This window comes from Burkholderia sp. JP2-270 (assembly GCF_003233675.1).
Lineage (GTDB): Bacteria > Pseudomonadota > Gammaproteobacteria > Burkholderiales > Burkholderiaceae > Burkholderia > Burkholderia pyrrocinia_C.
In genome coordinates this window covers 2,214,854-2,230,759 of record NZ_CP029825.1, presented here as the reverse complement: position 1 = coordinate 2,230,759, position 15,906 = coordinate 2,214,854, and the positions used below count along the sequence as shown (strand labels likewise).

13 protein-coding genes and 1 pseudogene are annotated in these 15,906 nt (G+C 62.4%); 11 read left to right on the top strand and 3 right to left on the bottom strand.

Going from position 1 to position 15,906, the window contains the following annotated elements:
* Window positions 1-180: 180 nt before the first annotated feature.
* The 3 genes from DM992_RS41865 to DM992_RS28160 all read left to right on the top strand — a co-directional run bounded on the left by DM992_RS41865 (window position 181) and on the right by DM992_RS28160 (window position 4,320).
* A complete protein-coding gene (locus DM992_RS41865) occupies window positions 181-528 on the top strand; it encodes a hypothetical protein (RefSeq protein WP_162631752.1) in 348 nt (115 codons plus the stop codon).
* 139 nt (window positions 529-667) lie between these two features.
* Window positions 668-2,629, top strand: coding sequence for a glycosyl transferase family protein (locus DM992_RS28165; protein ID WP_111019544.1), 1,962 nt, complete (start codon window positions 668-670; stop codon window positions 2,627-2,629).
* On the top strand, window positions 2,626-4,320 hold the full coding sequence (locus DM992_RS28160; protein WP_111019543.1) for a bacteriophage N4 adsorption protein A: 1,695 nt from the start codon (window positions 2,626-2,628) through the stop codon (window positions 4,318-4,320). Before DM992_RS28165 ends, DM992_RS28160 begins: the two co-directional genes overlap by 4 nt.
* A 35-nt stretch (window positions 4,321-4,355) precedes the next feature.
* Here DM992_RS28160 and DM992_RS28155 read toward each other — a convergent pair whose 3' ends face one another.
* Both DM992_RS28155 and DM992_RS28150 read right to left on the bottom strand, forming a co-directional pair.
* The gene (locus tag DM992_RS28155; RefSeq protein WP_239511369.1) at window positions 4,356-5,258 is read right to left on the bottom strand and encodes a hypothetical protein; all 903 of its coding nucleotides are present in this window, start codon (window positions 5,256-5,258) and stop codon (window positions 4,356-4,358) included.
* A 349-nt stretch (window positions 5,259-5,607) separates the two neighbouring features.
* Window positions 5,608-5,991 (bottom strand): annotated as a pseudogene (locus DM992_RS28150) (phosphate acyltransferase); the annotation flags it as partial.
* A 481-nt stretch (window positions 5,992-6,472) separates the two neighbouring features.
* Here DM992_RS28150 and DM992_RS28145 point away from each other — a divergent pair.
* The 8 genes from DM992_RS28145 (at window position 6,473) to DM992_RS28105 (ending at window position 13,316) form a co-directional block, all read left to right on the top strand.
* Window positions 6,473-6,982, top strand: a complete 510-nt coding sequence (locus DM992_RS28145) for a DUF1269 domain-containing protein (RefSeq protein ID WP_111019541.1) — start codon at window positions 6,473-6,475, stop codon at window positions 6,980-6,982.
* Window positions 6,983-7,496: 514 nt separating this feature from the next.
* Window positions 7,497-8,009, top strand: coding sequence for a hypothetical protein (locus DM992_RS28135; protein ID WP_111019540.1), 513 nt, complete (start codon window positions 7,497-7,499; stop codon window positions 8,007-8,009).
* Window positions 8,010-8,344: 335 nt separating this feature from the next.
* Complete coding sequence (locus DM992_RS28130; RefSeq protein WP_111019539.1) at window positions 8,345-9,490, top strand: c-type cytochrome; 1,146 nt, start codon at window positions 8,345-8,347, stop codon at window positions 9,488-9,490.
* A gap of 35 nt (window positions 9,491-9,525) precedes the next feature.
* Complete coding sequence (gene ctaD / locus DM992_RS28125; protein WP_111019538.1) at window positions 9,526-11,283, top strand: cytochrome c oxidase subunit I; 1,758 nt, start codon at window positions 9,526-9,528, stop codon at window positions 11,281-11,283.
* Window positions 11,280-11,891, top strand: coding sequence for a cytochrome c oxidase subunit 3 (locus DM992_RS28120; protein ID WP_111019537.1), 612 nt, complete (start codon window positions 11,280-11,282; stop codon window positions 11,889-11,891). Before ctaD ends, DM992_RS28120 begins: the two co-directional genes overlap by 4 nt.
* Window positions 11,888-12,595, top strand: coding sequence for a heme-copper oxidase subunit III family protein (locus tag DM992_RS28115; protein ID WP_111019536.1), 708 nt, complete (start codon window positions 11,888-11,890; stop codon window positions 12,593-12,595). Before DM992_RS28120 ends, DM992_RS28115 begins: the two co-directional genes overlap by 4 nt.
* Window positions 12,596-12,603: 8 nt before the next feature.
* Window positions 12,604-12,945 carry a cytochrome C oxidase subunit IV family protein gene (locus tag DM992_RS28110; protein WP_034181991.1) on the top strand — a complete coding sequence of 114 codons (342 nt, stop codon included), beginning with the start codon at window positions 12,604-12,606 and terminating at the stop codon, window positions 12,943-12,945.
* Between the two features lie 56 nt (window positions 12,946-13,001).
* The gene (locus DM992_RS28105; protein ID WP_111020438.1) at window positions 13,002-13,316 is read left to right on the top strand and encodes a high-potential iron-sulfur protein; all 315 of its coding nucleotides are present in this window, start codon (window positions 13,002-13,004) and stop codon (window positions 13,314-13,316) included.
* A 183-nt stretch (window positions 13,317-13,499) separates the two neighbouring features.
* On the opposite strand, the gene DM992_RS28100 is transcribed toward DM992_RS28105, so the two are convergent.
* Window positions 13,500-15,800, bottom strand: a complete 2,301-nt coding sequence (locus DM992_RS28100; protein ID WP_111019535.1) for an NADP-dependent malic enzyme — start codon at window positions 15,798-15,800, stop codon at window positions 13,500-13,502.
* Between the last annotated feature and the right edge of the window lie 106 nt (window positions 15,801-15,906).

Here is a 15,906-nt window from a genome sequence, read left to right as displayed (position 1 = left end):
TGAAGCCTGTTCGGACGATTCAGGGAAAACCAGTTCCCTCAACGCTTCGCGCATGGTGACGCGGCAATCGACTCGTATGACTCGAACATGTCATGGCGACTGGAGAGGCCGGTGATCGCCGGAATCGCGTGACGATTTCCCCACGGCGGCAGCCGGGGCGCGGCAACGGGTCTGCAAATCATGTTTCGTCAGATCAATCGATCATGCGTTTCAGCACTGAAACGTTTGGCTCGAATTCGGTGGGTCGATCTTGTGCGACGCCCCGCAGACGCCCGGACGGTCAAGGGCCGCGCGGCAATGGCGCGCGACTTGCTTTATGAACTGCGTATTGAAACGACTGAAACGACCGTGCACAGGGAGCGCTGCGGGGAGCTGGATCGAGAGCGGATGCAAGCATTAATGGTGCAGGATCCATCCCGGCGGGAGACGGAAGTATGCGAGACAAATACCAACTTTCAAAAGTCACCCACTGAACACGTTTCATCTTTAAGGATATTACGTGATCGCATCGAGAAAGCTTCAGGCTGACGGAGTCTTTTTCGAGTGACAGGATTTTTTGCGGCGCAAGCCGCGAAGTGGGAGTGACGGGGTCGACGAGGACGGACAGATATTCGTCTTTCGTTGGTGCAAGGGAGAAGAATCACATACAAGATAAAATCGCGGGAAAATGATGGACAACACAATATGGATTGCATATTTATATGCACTTAACATCATCGCCATTTTGACCGCAATCGTCATCCTGGTAAGCACACTGGATGACCTTACGCTCGACGCCTGCTACTGGTCATTCGAAATCGGGCGGTTTCTGCGTCACGAAAAAACACAGACTATCGATATCGGCATGCTGCGCGCCGAGGAAGAGCGCTATCTGGCGCTCATGGTGCCGGCGTGGAAAGAGTATGACGTGATCGCCAAAATGATCGAAAACACATTGGCGACCATGGAATACGAGCGATATGTGATCTTCGTCGGAACCTATCACAACGACGCCGAAACCACGGCGGAGGTCGAACGGATGGTCCGCCGTTATCCGGGCAGGGTGACGCGCGCAACGGTCATGAACGATGGGCCGACCTGCAAGGCAGACTGCCTGAACTGGATCATCGAAGCGATCCTGCGCTACGAAGAAACGCATCATATTCAGTTCGCGGGCGTCGTCATGCACGACTGCGAAGATGTTATTCATCCGATCGAACTCAAATACCTCAGCCATGCAGTTGCGGATAGCGACCTGGTCCAGCTCCCCGTTCTGTCATTGCCGCGGAAATGGAACGAGTTCGTGGCCGGATGCTATATGGACGACTTCAGCGAAACGCACCAGAAGGACGTACCGGCGCGTGCCCGTCTGACCGGCGTCGTCCCCGGCGCGGGCGTTGCGTCCTGCTACAGCAGGCGCGCCATCGAAGCGGCGATGAAGGAGAGCGGCGGCTGTCCGTTCAACACCAGTTCGCTGACCGAGGACTACGACTTCAGCTTTCGGCTGAGAGACCTGGGCATGAAGGAAACCTTTGCCCGCTTTCCGCTTTCGGATATCCCGCAGGATGCCGGGGCCAAGCGAGCAAAGGGCGGCGCCGCCAATCGAAACCTGCTGGCCACCCGCGAGTATTTTCCAAAGACATTTCGCACCGCCTATCGACAGCGTGCCCGCTGGATCCTCGGCATCGCCTTTCAGGGCTGGGAGCAACTCGGCTGGAAGGGGGATTTCCTCACCCGCTACATGTTCTTCCATGACCGCAAGGGTATCGTCACGTCACTTTTTTCAGTGATTGCTTACGGTGTACTGATCAATTTCGTAGCGGTTGCCGCCCTTCAGAAATTCGGTCATGCCGCCCCCGTCAGCGCCCCCCTCGTCACGGCGAGCGAATGGATAGCGCCGCTGCTCTGGGTAAACACTGTCATGCTGTTTGCCCGTGCCGCGCAGCGCTACTACTTTGTCAGCAAGCTGAACGGTCCGGTCCAGGGGATGCTCTCGATTCCGAGGATGTTCGTCAACAACCTGATCAATTTCTACGCGGTTTGCCGCGCGTGGCGCATCTATCTCGGCCACCTCGCAAGCGGCAAGCCGATCGCATGGGACAAGACCAGTCATACCTACCTGTCGAACGAACAGCTCGGGAAAGTACGCCGCAAGATTGGCGAGATCCTGGTCGGTTGGGGCGTGGTTTCACTGGAGCAATTGCAGTCAAGCCTGGAGAAACAGCTGACATGCGGCAAGCGGCTGGGCGAACTGTTGATCGAAGGTTGTGCGATCTCCACCGAATCGCTGGCGGATGCGATCGCGGAACAAGCGGAACTCCCGCGGGTAAGCCTGGGCAATGTGGCGGTCGGCCACTTCGCGGATTCGCTGGCATTCGAACTGCAGTACGCGTATCGGGCTATCCCGTTTTCAACCGCAGACGACGGAACGTTGAACGTGGCGGTCGGGCGGCCGCTCACGCAAGACGAACAGGATATCGTGCGGCGCGGCGCCAAAGCGAACATAGCGTATTTCATTGCCTGCGATACGGAGATTGCAGCCGAACTCGCCCGACACTCGCGCTTCGTCGAACTCGCGCGAGCACGCGACGGCGACGATGCAGCGTCGCAGGTTTCTCCAATGCAAAAGCCGTCGGGAGAACAGGCATGAAACGCTCCAGACTCCCGATCGCGGTTGGCCTCGCGCGCTGCGCGCGATTGAGCGCATTGGCGATCGCCGTATCGTTGGCCTGGCAGGCCCCCGCATACGCCACGCAGCCGCTCGCTCCCAAGGCTTATCGGCTCGCCGATGGCGCATACAAGGCAATCAGTGCCGGCGACCTGCCCCGCGCGGAAGATTACGCGCAGCGCGCCCTCAAGATTCAGCCCGGAAGCGAACAGCTCGGGTTGCTGCTCCTCGATGTTTTCAAGCGTGAAGGAAAAATCGACGAAGCGGACGCCATGATGGAATCGTTAAGCGTTCGCTTTCCGAAAAGCGCCGCAGTACGGGCCGAGCATGGCTACCTGGCGCAGCGTCAGGAGCGCTACGACGTGGCGTGCAGCGATTTCTCGGCCGCCGTCGCGACGGGAAAATGGAGCAAGGAGCAGCAGCGCAACCTGCGTCTCGCATGGTCGGACAGTGCGCTCGCGGCGCATCGTCCGCATGACGCCGGCATTGCACTGGCGCCGCTGGCAGATGAAAAATCGGCCGCGATTCAGTTGCGTATCGCGCAGTTGAGCTTGATGTCGGGCGATCGCGAAAGCGCCATCCGCGTAGCGGACCTCGCCGCCCGCGACGCGTCGACGGACGCCGAGCGGAAGATGGCCGCGTCGATCGTGACGCAGGCCCAGCAACCCGAGCAGGCGCCGCAGGTACCGGTGGACAATACCGCGACACAGAAGTTGCAGGAGGCCTATGACCTGCTGCGGGAACACAAGGATCGCGAGGCACTCGACGCGTTCCAGGAGGGTTTCAACGGCGGAGCGGGCAACGCGATGAACTACGCGGACGCAGGTTATGCCGCCAAGCGTATCGGCTTGAACGAGCAGTCCGTCGAGCTGTTCGAGCACAGTCTCGACGCCGATGAAAACGAACACAAGTTCGATGCGCAGCACAAGTTCGGCTATCGGCGAGAAGTCGAGCAACTTCAGCGCACCTGGGGCTTCGTGCTGAGCGCGCCCTACCAGTCGGCCGCGTTCGGCCCGCAAGGCACCATCAACGTGTTGCAGCCGGGTATCGAGGCGTACTGGCAGCCACCGAAGATCGGCTACCAGAACGGGCGCATTCTCCAGTTCTTCGTGCGCGGATACGGCACGGCATACGACGGAAGCGGCAACGTGACCGGCATGCCGACCGTGCAGGGTTCGGTTGGGGTGCGCTACAAGCCGATTCCCGACCAGAACGTCGTGATGACCGCCGAGCGGCTGTTCCACGTCGGCAGCCTGTCGATGACGGACTGGCTGATGCGCCTGGGCTATTCGTCGGAGGCGGGTACCGACCTGAGGGTCACCGAACCGAGCTGGCGCAGCTGGCAGGCCTATGTCGAAGGTGCGTACTTCATCAAGGCAGGCCGATACATCATCTATTCGGAGTTGCGTTACGGGCACACCTGGCGTTTGACGGCGCTCAGCGATCGGCTGACCGTCTACCCGCATGCCGCGGTGGCCGGCGATCACGACAACCGCCAGCCGGACAAGACCGCAATCGGTGCGGGGCCCGGCATCCAGTTCCGTTACTGGTTTCGCGAAGGCAGGTATAGCGCGCCGGCAAGCTATCTGGATGTGACGGTGCAATACAGGTTTCCGTTGACGTCAGCGGTACGCGCACGTGGTCTCGTGGTACGCGCAACATTGTGGTTCTAACCTGCGACGCTGACGCTTACGCGCGGATGGCGCAATCAGCTGGGCGACTTAAGCGTGATGATCGTTTGACGCAGCAACTGGAAGTAGGAACTCGTCGAGTACGGGAGCATTTGTTCGACGTAGTTCCACCAGAAGAAACCGCCGATGAAACGCGGGTCGGTCATGCTGTTGACCATCGGGTAATAGGTTTTGATCAGGTTCTGCTGCACCGAAGCCGGCGCGGAGATATCCGACGTACCGATTTCGCCGAAGCCGACCTTCGCGTTCGGGAAAATGCTTTCCAGCGCCGCGAAATCGTTCTTCCACGACGGGCTCAACCCCGGGCAATCCTGGTACGGGTAGTAGCTGAACAGCGCGTAGTCGGCCTGCTGGCGAACCGTCGAGGACAGGAAGTTCATCGGCCAGGTCTTCCAGTAATCCTGGGGTTTCTCCCAGCAGTTGGTACCCTTGCTGTCGTCGTTGTAGTACAGCGTGATCGCAGTCTTGCCACCGTTCGATTTGACGATCGTGTTGGCCGCGGCGACCATCTGGCCGATCTGCTGTTCTTGCGAATTGACCACCGAGTTCGTACCGCTCGGGTTGTTGCGCAGCCATTCGCCGTTGATTTCGTTGGCGATCTCCCACACGTCGACGGTGTTCTTCAGTTGCGACACCAATTCCTGCGTTCTCGCTTGATACGTGGAGAGTGTCGTCGGGAAATAGTAAGAATCGTAGATCTCGCCCATCACATACGCGACCGAGTGCAGGCGCAGCAGCGGTGCGTAGTAGTCCGAGGCCGGCGTACCCGGATCGAACACGACCCGCACGGTCGGCCGGTACGGCAGGTTCTGCAGCGACGCGATGATCGCATCGAGTTTCGTCAGATCATCGAGCGTGACGCCGTAGACCGGATTCTTCAGAGGTTCGACCTGAGCTTGGGCGGACTGGGACAAAGGCATGAGCCCAGCATAAGCAATGCATGCGGCAACGGCCGTGCGCGAGATGTTTTTCGTCAGTCTTTTCAAAACGTCCTTCCATCCTAAAGTAAGAAGAAGCGCGATTTTAGACGAAAATAAAAGCTAATTATCGGACGATATCGACAGAAATGGCTCCGGAACATCGCAGGGCGATGCAGAAGTTGCGACGCGATGTCGCCGGGAGACATGTCCAGCATCCCTAAACGAATACCCAACAACATTGGTTCACAAGGCGGCCGAATAGTGAAACCCGTCACCAGCGGGATTCGGCTATGGATGCCTTGCGGACCCGTCGTCGCCCTGCTTGCGACGCTCGATCGCGCAAACGTATGCGGTTGGTTTCAATCACCGTCAACGCCGCCATAGTCACAATCCGCCGCACGGGCGAACTCGAAGCGAGGGTGTTCCCGGATGCGCTGACGCTCAGCAGGAACGGCCCCTCCGCCGCGTTACTACCCGCTTCGGTCTTTGGCCGGCTGTACGCGATATGGCTGGCGTCCACGTTTGGACCGACCAGCAGGTTGGCAGCGCTCTTGAGCAGTGACGTCGGAAAGAAGCACGACCGCAGCAATCGTGAATGCCTCGGTCCGCTCCGCGTTCGGATCATCGTTGATATGCGTATCCGGCAACGCCACGTCCGCCGATCGAGCAACAGAATGTTCGTTGCCGGGTAGGTGGAAACACCAGGCTTCTTGCCGATCACTGCATAGACGAATCCGTGCGGGCGTAACAGTTGTCGATGTGCGTATCGACAGACATCGCGACTCCCGCGGCAAGGGCCGGAGCGATAGCGCCCCGGCGGTCAGTCGCGTTCGTGCGAAGCCCGGGAAAGCCCGCAGTCGACCTTTGCCTGCGCGAGCCGTTCCAGAGCCGGGCCTCGAAGACCGCGCTCGTCTTTGGCAAGGTCAGCGCACATCGACCACCGAAGCCGCGCTCGCGTATGCCCGAGAACGAGGTGATTTTTCCGATGGCGTGGAGACCGGCTACCGCGATTCATGGCGTGCATGGAAGCAACGATCACCGTAGGAGCGCCCCAGGGTCGCCTGGTCGTGCAACGCACTCGCTGCGGCAGGTAATGAGTTGGGGTAAGCGGCGCCAACGCTCATACGCTCGCACGTACCGCGTGGCCGATGCTGACATAAAATGGAAAATGCTCTGTTGAAGATGAGCTGATGGCAAAAAAAAGGAGTGCCAACATGAGACGCCTTTATTTCCTCGTACCCGATACGCAGATGGCGAAGGCGATCGTCGACGACTTGCTGCGCGCACGCATCATCTGGCGCCATATCCACGTCCTCGCCAATCACAGTGTCACGCTCGATCAGTTACCCGAAGCATCTTTGCTGCAAAGCAGCGATGTCGTGCACGCACTCGAACGCGGCGTCGCACTCGGCGGCGCGACGGGCGCGCTTATCGGCCTCGTCGCGCTCGTGTTTCCGCCTGCGGAACTCGTGATTGCGGGCGGCGCCGTCGTCGCATTGACGTTGGCGGGAGCGGGCTTCGGGGCGTGGACGGCCGCGATGATCGGCATCGCCGAGCCGAACGCGCGACTCCAGCGATTTCGTGACGCCATACGGGACGGCCAGATCCTGATCATGGCCGACGTGCCGGGATTGCGAGAGCAGGAAATCGAGGAGATGGTCGCCCAGCATTTTCCGAAGGCGGATCTGGAGGGCGGCGAGCCTACGACACCGATCTTCCCCTGAAACTCGAAAACCGGCATACATAACACCTGAGGCCGTCTCTGCATCGAGCGTGCCGGCTTCAGGCGAGTATGAAATTGGCATGTGTCCAGCGGGAGAATTGTCCGGGTACTTCCGCTGCCCCGGCACGCCGGTACAAGGGCAATTCCGTGACATTCGGTGCCCCTCTGCGTTGCATCAAATCAGACGCCCGCAATCGCGCGGCGCCGCACTCTCCGCGCCATGTCCCGACACCCGCCGGCGCCCTCGCCGGCACTCATCGATGCGTATCGCCGAGCGCGCTAGCGCATAACCGCGACCACGGGCGGCATGCTGCCGCGCCCCAACTACTTGCCTGCCGACACGCCGATGCCGGACTTCGAGCGGAACGCCGTCGTGCCATCCATCGCGCAGGGTTTTTGTACCTTGCGTTGGCATCCATATCTGCCATTCTGAATCGAATAAAGGACGTACTTTTGACGCGAGTGGCGCCTTCTGAACCTGAGTGCTGAAGCTGAACTGTCGGCAAGGAGGTCGTATGGAACTGAACATTCAATCGCACCATTGGCAACGGCGCACGCCCGACTGGCTCGCCGCGGCCGTGGCCGGTCTTGCGGGCGGCGCCCTGGTGATCGTGCTCGAATTCTTCTGGTCGACCATGGTGCTCGACGAAAGCCCGTGGCAACCGACCCACAAGATCGCGGCGATGGTGATGGGCCGCAGTGCGCTCGAACAGATGTCGGTCTTCAGCTTCGGCATCGTGGGGACGGCGCTGTTACTGCACTACGTGCTCGGCGCCATCATGGGGATGATGCTCGGCGCGATCATTGCGCCGTTCCGCTTCGATTCGAGCGTGGGCATGGAAGCTGTCATCGGGCTGGCCTTCGGGATCGTCGCGTATGTGTGGAACTTCTATGTGATGACAGCCGTGTTCCCATGGTTCGTCTCGGAGCGGGGTTCCGGACCCTTGTTGGCAAACCTGCTGTTCGGTGTGGTCACCGCCGTCGTCTACGGCATGCTCGAACGGCGCAAGCAGGACGCGATGCACTGACACGCCGTTTTTCACGCCGTGCCGAAACACCCGGCGCCCTTGCGAGACTGCCGCCTCGACAACCGATGCCGGAGGCGGCCGTTTTGCATTGCATCGCAGCGAGCGGCTCGTCCATTCGCGCGATGCACGTATGGCGCGCGCTGCCCCGTTGCGCTGCCTTGCACGATGCAAAGGAGAGGACTACCTTTGCTTTAGAGCCGCTTGCGACGCTTGGCGAATCGGTCCTGGCAGACTGCCGGCGAAAACAACAACCATACGAAGTACGGCAAGGCGGCACAACGACGCCAGGAGCGCTTGTCGGCGGCTCCGGCGAGTGACACGCAGCGAGGCGGCCCATGGCCCTTGCGATTGCCCTGATCCTGATCATCGTATTGGCGGTGGGGTTTCACTTTGCCAGTCCCTGGTGGATCACGCCGATCGCGTCGAACTGGGTGCGCATGGACGACATGCTGACGATCACGCTCGTCATTACCGGCGCGTTCTTCATCGCGATCAACCTGTTCATCGTGATCGCACTGATGCGCTACCGCCACCGCAGCGGGCATCGCGCGGCCTACGAGCCGCACAACCGGCGGCTGGAATGGTGGCTGATCGGCCTGACCGCTGTCGGCGTGGCGGCGTTGCTGGCACCGGGGCTCTTCGTCTACGCGGACTACATCCGGCCGCCGCGCAACGTGCTGCAGATGGAGGTGCTCGGCCAGCAATGGCAATGGCGCTTCCGCTTCGCCGGCCCTGGCGGCAAGCTGGGCACGACGGACGTGCGCTACATCGGCAACGACAACCCCTTCGGCCTGAACCCCGGCGACCCCAACGGGCGTGACAACTACCTGATCGAGGCGCCCGAGGTACACCTGCCGCTCAACCGGCCGATCCAGGTCCTGGCACGCTCGCGCGACGTGCTGCACGACTTCTACGTCCCGCCGTTCCGTGCGCGCATGAACATGGTGCCCGGCATGGTGACCACCTTCTGGTTCACGCCGACCAAGGCCGGGCGTTACGACATCCTGTGCGCACAGCTTTGCGGTATCGGGCACTCCAGCATGCGCGGCGTGGTGGTGGTGGAAGACGAAGCATCGTTCTCGCGCTGGCTCGCGCAGCAGAGCACGTTCGCGCAGCGGCAGCAGGCCAGGGTGCAGGCAGCAGCAGCTACCGGCGGCAGCGCCCAGGCGCTTGCGGACCAGGGCAAGACGCTCGCGGCGGCCAAGGGCTGCGTCGCCTGCCACACCGTGGACGGCAGTCCGCGCGTGGGCCCCACCTGGAAAGGCCTGTACGGCAAGACCGAAACGATGGCCGACGGCAGCACCGCGAAGGTGGACGAAGCCTATCTGCGTGCCTTCATCCGCGACCCGAAGGCCCGCGTCGTGAAGGGCTTCTCGCCCGTCATGCCGACCTTCGACCTCAGCGAGCAGGAACTGACCGCACTGGTGACCTACATCGAGTCGCTAGGCGGTCCGGCCGCCAGCAGCGCAACGAATCCCTAGCGAATCCCTAGCAAATTCCCAGCGGAGCACACGCAATGCCCTACGCGCACACCGACCACGTCCCGCAAAGCTTCTGGACCCGCTACGTCTGGAGCCAGGACCACAAGGTCATCGCCGTGCAGTATGCGCTGACGGCCATCGCCATCGGCCTGGTCGGCATGGTGTTGTCGGACCTGATGAGGCTGCAGCTCGGCTTTCCGGGCAAGTTCAGCTTCATCGACGCCAACCATTACTACCAGTTCGTCACCATGCACGGCATGATCATGGTGATCTACCTGCTGACGGCGCTGTTTCTGGGCGGCTTCGGCAACTACCTGATCCCGCTGATGCTGGGCGCGCGCGACATGGTGTTCCCGTTTCTCAACATGCTGAGCTACTGGGTCTACCTGCTGGCCGTGCTGGTGCTGGTGGCGAGCTTCTTCGTGCCGGGCGGGCCGACCGGCGCGGGCTGGACGCTGTATCCGCCGCAGGCCATCCTGCCGGGCACGCCGGGCGTGGAATGGGGCATCGTGCTGATGCTCGTGTCGCTGGCGATCTTCATCGTCGCGGCAACGATGGGCGGCCTGAATTACGTCACCACCACGCTGCAGGCGCGCACCCGCGGCATGACGCTCATGCGCATGCCGCTCACGGTGTGGGGCATCTTCATCGCGACCATCATGGCGCTGCTGGCATTTCCGGCGCTGTTCGTATCGGCGGTGATGATGCTGCTCGACAGGATACTCGGCACCAGCTTCTTCATACCGGCCGTGGTGTCGATGGGGCAGACGCTCAAGCACACCGGCGGCAGCCCGCTGCTGTTCCAGCACCTGTTCTGGTTCTTCGGGCATCCGGAGGTCTACATCGTCGCGCTGCCGGCCTTCGGCATCGCGTCGGACCTCATCAGCACGCACGCGCGCAAGAGCATCTTCGGCTACAGGATGATGGTGTGGGCCATCGTCGTCATCGGTGCGCTGAGCTTCGTGGTCTGGGCGCACCACATGTTCGTCGCCGGCATGAATCCGTACTTCGGCTTCTTCTTTGCCACGACCACGCTCATCATCGCCATCCCGACCGCGCTCAAGGTCTACAACTGGGTGCTGACGCTGTGGCGCGGCGATATCCACCTGACCGTGCCGATGCTGTTTGCCATCGGCTTCATCAGCACCTTCGTGCTGGGCGGGCTGACCGGGCTCTATCTCGGCAACGTGAGCGTGGACATTCCGCTGTCGAACACGTACTTCGTGGTGGCGCACTTCCATATGGTGATGGCCGTGTCGCCGATCCTGGTGGTGTTCGGCGGCATCTACCACTGGTATCCGAAGGTGACGGGCCGCATGCTGAACGATACGCTCGGGCGCGCGCACTTCTGGATCACCTTCGTCGGCACCTATGCGATCTACTTCCCGATGCACTATCTCGGCATCCTGGGCATGCCGCGGCGGTATTACGCGTACGAGGGCTACAGCTTCATTCCCCATTCGGCACAGACGCTCAACACCTTCATCACCGTCGTTGCGCTGATCGTTGCGGTGGCGCAGCTGCTGTTCCTGTACAACCTGGCGTGGAGCCTGGCGCGCGGCAAGCGCGCCGACGGCAACCCGTGGCGGGCCACCACGCTCGAATGGCAGACGCCGCAAACGCCGCCCGTGCACGGCAACTGGGGCGCCGCGCTGCCCGTCGTCTACCGCTGGGCTTACGAATACAGCCCGCCGGGGCACAAGGAAGACTTCGTCCCGCAAAACCAGCCGCCTGCGACGGCGCCCGAGCCGGCGGCCCACCCGACGCTTCAACCCGGCGAGGCACGCGAATGACCACACTGCCCCGCCCCTTCGTTCCCGACGCGCCGCCGGTCCTGCCGAATGCGAGCCGCATCGGCCTGATGGTCTTCATGGCGGTAGCGACGACGTTGTTTTCGCTGCTGCTGCTCGCCTATGGCATGCGCATGCGCGAGCCCGACTGGCAGCCGATTCCGCATCCGGCGCTGCTGTGGTGGAACACCGGCGCGCTGGTGCTGGCAAGCGTTGCCATGCAGCGTGCCCGGCAGCTGACCTTGCACCGCGTGGCGTGGCTCGCGTCCGGCGGCGTGCTGGCGGCCGCGTTCGTGATCGGGCAGCTGATCGCCTGGCGCATGCTGTCGGAAGCCGGGCAGACCGTCACCGTCAATCCCTCCAATAGCTTCCTCTACCTGCTCACCGGCCTGCACGGATTGCATGTGCTGGGCGGGCTGGCGGCCTGGGCCGTGACGATCGCGCATCTCCGGCGCGCGGACCCGTTCCGGGCCCAGCGCGCCATCGCGCTGTGCGCCCTCTACTGGCATTTCCTGCTGGCTGTCTGGCTCGTGCTGCTGGCGGCGATGTGGTGGCTCACCCCTGCGTTCGTCGCGGCCATCTGCGGGCCGCTGTATGGAGCCGCGCCATGACCGCACCCACGCTTCCCACCGAATCCGCCGACACCCCGCCCGCCGACGGCGGGCCTGACGGCTGGCGCGGCATCGTCACGGACTGGTCAGCCGACCGCGAAGCCTTCAAGGTGCCGTGGGGCAAGGCGATGATGTGGATCTTCCTGCTGTCGGACACCTTTGTCTTCAGCAGCTTCCTGATCGGCTACATGTCGGTGCGCATGTCGACCACGGTGCCGTGGCCCGATCCGTCCAAGGTGTTCGGGCTCACGGTGGGCGGCGTGGACGTGCCGTTGCTGCTGATCGCCATCATGACGTTCACGCTGATCACCAGCAGCGGCACCATGGCGATGGCCGTCAACTTCGGCTACCGGCGCAACGCCAGGCGCGCCGCCGCCCTGTTGCTGGCCACCGCGCTGCTGGGCGCGACCTTCGTGTCGATGCAGGCCTTCGAATGGACCAAGCTGATCGTCCATGAAGGGATCCGCCCGTGGGGCAACCCGCTGGGCGCGGCGCAGTTTGGCGCGTGCTTCTTCATGATCACCGGGTTCCACGGTTTTCACGTGACCTGCGGCGTGATCTACCTGCTGCTGATCGCACGCAAGATCCTGCAGCCGGGGTTTACCGAGCACGGCAACTTCCAGATCGTCGAGATTGCCGGCTTGTACTGGCACTTCGTCGACCTGGTGTGGGTGTTCATCTTCGCGCTGTTCTATTTGTGGTGAGGTAGGCCATGGACCATACCGATCCCGCCGATCGACCCGACGCCGCGCACGGCCAGCAGCATCCGATCGGCCTTTACCTGAAGATCTGGGGCCTGCTGTTCGTGCTGAGCACGTTGTCGTACATGGTGGATTACTTCCACGTGCAGGGCCTGCTGCGCTGGGTACTGATCGTCGTGCTCATGATCGCCAAGGCCGGGCTGATCGTATCGATTTTCATGCACATGATGTGGGAGCGGCTGGCGCTGGTGTACGCCATCCTGATACCGCCCCTGTGCCTGCTGGTGCTGATGGTGCTGATGGCGGCCGAAGCGCATCACACTTTCGGCATGCGGGAGCTCTTCTTCCACTGATCCCTTCGCCGGCCGTTCGTCACGCGACGAGCGCTTCGCACATGAAGGAGGACGCCATGAAATTTTCACGCCGACGTTTTATTGCAACCACCACCGTTCTGGCATCCGCGCTGACATTTGGACGCCGCGCGGCAGCGGCAGATGCCGGGGCCGTTCAGGAATCCGATGCAAATGCCCAGGCTCTCGGTTACAAGACGGATGCAAGCCGGGTCGACCATGCGAAGTTCCCGAACTTTCAGGCGGGCCAGGCTTGTGCGAGCTGCCAGTTCTTCCAGGGCAAGACCGGCGTCGCGATGGCGCCATGCACCATTTTCAGCGGCAAGCAGGTCAATTCCAAAGGCTGGTGCAGCGCTTATGCGAAAAAGGCGTAGCAGGGGCGGCGTGGCGGCCGTGCTGCCGGCGGCCTGAAACGGCATCGGCGTGCCAAAGTGGAATTGCGTCTCATGGGCGCGTTGGAGCGGCCGCTCGCCGATGCGTCTCGAGCGGCGGCAACCGGCCGAGTACCGACAAACGCGGGGGATGGCCGCGGCCCTCCCCCAACGAGCGCCGATCGATCAGGCAGAAGCGCTCCGATTGGCCTCAATCACCGTCAACGCCGCCATATTCACGATCCGCCGCACCGTCGAGCTCGAAGTGAGGATGTTCACCGGCGCGTTGACGCCCAGCAGGAACGGCCCCACCGCCACATTGCTGCCCGCCTCGGTCTTGAGCAGGTTGTACGCAATGTTCCCCGCATCGACGTTCGGACAAACGAGCAGATTGGCAGCGCCCTTGAGCGGCGACATCGGAAGCAGCCGCGACCGCAGCCCTTCATCGAGCGCACAGTCGCCATGCATCTCGCCATCCGCCTCGATATCGGGCGCCTGCTCCCGGACGATCTCCAGCGCCCGGCGCATCTTCACACCCGAAGCCGCGCTGCCTGACCCGAAGTTCGACCGCGACAGCAACGCAGCCTTCGGCGTCAGGTTCAGCCATTCCATCTGACGGGCCGCGGCAATCGTGAATTCCGCGATCTGCTCGGCATCGGGATTATCGTTGACGTGCGTATCCACCAGCGCCACCGTCCGCTGGTCGAGCAGCAGAATGTTCATCGCCGCGTAGGTGGACGCACCGGGCTTCTTGCCGATCACTTCGTCGACGAACCGCAGGTGATTGTGATACTCGCCGACCGTCCCGCAGATCATGCCGTCCGCGTCGCCGAGCCGCACCATCATCGCGCCGATCAGGGTCAGGCGACGCCGCATTTCGACGCGCGCCATCTCCTTCGAAATGCCGTCCCGGCACCGCAGTTCCCAATATGTCGTCCAGTATTGCGGGAACCGCTCGTCATATTCCGGATTAGTCACTTCGACGTCATGACCGAGCCGAATACGCAGGCCAAACCGCTCGATCCGCGCCAGCAGCACCTCAGGACGCCCGACCAGGATCGGACGCGCCAGCTTCTCGTCGACGATCACCTGCACGGCGCGCAGCACGCGCTCGTCCTCGCCTTCGGTGAAGACGATCCGCGCCTTGCCGCCGTCACGCACAAGCTGACGCGCCGTCGCGAACAGCGGCTTCATGAACGCGCCGGAGTGGTAGACGAATTGCTGCAGTTGCTCGACATACGCGTCGAGATCCGTCAGCGGGCGCGTCGCCACGCCGCCTTCCATCGCCGCCCTGGCCACGGCCGGCGCGATACGCACGATCAGGCGCGGATCGAACGGCTTCGGAATCAGGTATTGCGAGCCGAAGGCCACGTCGTACGCGCCATAGGCCGCCGCCACGACTTCGTTCTGCTCTTCCTCGGCGAGCCCCGCAATCGCGTGAACGGCGGCGATTTCCATTTCGCGGGTGATCGTCGTCGCGCCCACGTCCAGTGCGCCGCGGAAAATGTACGGAAAACAGAGGACGTTGTTGACCTGGTTCGGGTAGTCCGAGCGGCCCGTCGCGATGACGACATCGTCGCGCGTCGCATGCGCCAGTTCCGGGAAGATTTCCGGCGTCGGGTTGGCCAGCGCGAGAATCAGCGGACGCGCCGCCATCTCCTTCAGCATCTCCGCGCTCAGAATGCCGCCGACCGACAGGCCGAGGAACACGTCGGCGCCGCCGATGACTTCGGACAGCTTGCGCGCATCGGTTTCCTGCGCGAAGCGCGACTTTGCCGGGTCCATCAGCGTGGTACGGCCGCGATAGACGACGCCTTCGATGTCGGTCACCCAGATGTTTTCGACCGGCAGCCCGAGGTCGACCAGCAGGTCCAGGCAGGCCAGCGCGGCCGCACCGGCCCCCGACGTCACGACCTTCACCTCCGAAATCGACTTCCCGACGACCTTCAGTCCATTGATGAAAGCGGCCGATACGGTGATGGCGGTGCCGTGCTGATCGTCATGGAAGACGGGAATCTTCATGCGTTCGCGCAGTTTCTGCTCGACCGTGAAGCACTCCGGCGCCTTGATGTCCTCGAGATTGATGCCGCCGAACGTGGGTTCGAGGCCGGCGATGATGTCGACCAGCTTGTCCGGATCGGTCTCGTTGATCTCGATGTCGAAGACGTCGATCCCGGCGAACTTCTTGAACAGGACGGCCTTGCCTTCCATCACCGGCTTGGATGCGAGCGGGCCGATGTTGCCGAGACCGAGCACCGCGGTGCCGTTGGTGATCACGCCCACCAGGTTGCCGCGGCTCGTGAAGCGGTGCGCCTGCAGCGGATCGGCCGCGATCGACTCGCACACCCCCGCCACGCCCGGGGTGTAAGCCAGCGCGAGATCGCGCTGGGTCACGAGCGGCTTGCTGGCGACGACCGAGATCTTCCCCGGGGTCGGAAACTCGTGATAGTCGAACGCTGCCTGCTGCTGTGTCTCTGTCTGTTTCATGTTTTTCGGTCCGGGCACGGGCGCCAGGCCAGTCCCGGCGCGATCCATGGAGGTGATTCTAGGGATCCGCCATAAGGAGATGATTCTGTTTTAATATCGGTCCATC

What these genes read in the sequence shown, in the direction of transcription:
- DM992_RS41865 (WP_162631752.1), top strand. Translation starts at nt 181, where the DNA reads ATGTTTCGTCAGATCAATCGATCATGCGTTTCAGCACTGAAACGTTTG.
- DM992_RS28165 (WP_111019544.1), top strand. Translation starts at nt 668, where the DNA reads ATGATGGACAACACAATATGGATTGCATATTTATATGCACTTAACATC.
- DM992_RS28160 (WP_111019543.1), top strand. Translation starts at nt 2,626, where the DNA reads ATGAAACGCTCCAGACTCCCGATCGCGGTTGGCCTCGCGCGCTGCGCG.
- DM992_RS28155 (WP_239511369.1), bottom strand. Translation starts at nt 5,258, where the DNA reads ATGCCTTTGTCCCAGTCCGCCCAAGCTCAGGTCGAACCTCTGAAGAAT.
- DM992_RS28145 (WP_111019541.1), top strand. Translation starts at nt 6,473, where the DNA reads ATGAGACGCCTTTATTTCCTCGTACCCGATACGCAGATGGCGAAGGCG.
- DM992_RS28135 (WP_111019540.1), top strand. Translation starts at nt 7,497, where the DNA reads ATGGAACTGAACATTCAATCGCACCATTGGCAACGGCGCACGCCCGAC.
- DM992_RS28130 (WP_111019539.1), top strand. Translation starts at nt 8,345, where the DNA reads ATGGCCCTTGCGATTGCCCTGATCCTGATCATCGTATTGGCGGTGGGG.
- ctaD (WP_111019538.1), top strand. Translation starts at nt 9,526, where the DNA reads ATGCCCTACGCGCACACCGACCACGTCCCGCAAAGCTTCTGGACCCGC.
- DM992_RS28120 (WP_111019537.1), top strand. Translation starts at nt 11,280, where the DNA reads ATGACCACACTGCCCCGCCCCTTCGTTCCCGACGCGCCGCCGGTCCTG.
- DM992_RS28115 (WP_111019536.1), top strand. Translation starts at nt 11,888, where the DNA reads ATGACCGCACCCACGCTTCCCACCGAATCCGCCGACACCCCGCCCGCC.
- DM992_RS28110 (WP_034181991.1), top strand. Translation starts at nt 12,604, where the DNA reads ATGGACCATACCGATCCCGCCGATCGACCCGACGCCGCGCACGGCCAG.
- DM992_RS28105 (WP_111020438.1), top strand. Translation starts at nt 13,002, where the DNA reads ATGAAATTTTCACGCCGACGTTTTATTGCAACCACCACCGTTCTGGCA.
- DM992_RS28100 (WP_111019535.1), bottom strand. Translation starts at nt 15,800, where the DNA reads ATGAAACAGACAGAGACACAGCAGCAGGCAGCGTTCGACTATCACGAG.